At 40.2% G+C, this 580-nt stretch carries 1 protein-coding gene; it reads right to left on the minus strand.

What is annotated here, in order from left to right; translation table 11 throughout:
- Positions 1-580: DUF4367 domain-containing protein (locus tag BBG47_RS28360; RefSeq protein ID WP_139070840.1), on the minus strand; the 580-nt coding region annotated here is incomplete at both ends.

The raw sequence follows: 580 nt of genomic DNA on the forward strand, positions 1-580 counted from the left end.
TCCAAATAGCTTTCAGCAATTTTCATCAAGGCTTCTTTACTTACCTTATTTATATCTCCATCTATCATATAGACGTATTTCACCTTTTTGTCAGGGCTCTCGTATACCCATCTCAGCTCATGCCACTTTGAACGACCCCAATCTGTATACAGCATTTCTACTCCCTTCACTTGAACCTTCTCCTGCTTAAACTCTACTTTCTCGTCAATATACAATCCAGCGTTCATGCCCTTTCCACTCAGATTAGTGACATTAACCCCGATTTTATCCTCTCCATTTTGATACGTAGCATTGAGAATGAAAAACTGATTTGTCATTTCAACCGGCATCATGGCATATTCCTGATTGGATTCTTCCGCCTGCTTTCTCAGTTTTTCCGCCAGCGCCTTTTGTTCTTCCGGAGAAGGTGGATTTACTTCCTGAGCATTTCTAAAGAGCACATCCGCTTCTTTAAATTTATAATTTCCATTGACACTGTCTGGAATCTTGATGGATTTATCCGTAATCTTTTCGCGTAATTGAGAGAGATTTTGGAATGGCATCGCCTTCGTTCCAAGATTTGTTTGATGATCCGGGTTAT

The organism is Paenibacillus sp. KS1, from assembly GCF_001680695.1.
Classification (GTDB): domain Bacteria; phylum Bacillota; class Bacilli; order Paenibacillales; family Paenibacillaceae; genus Paenibacillus_B; species Paenibacillus_B suaedae.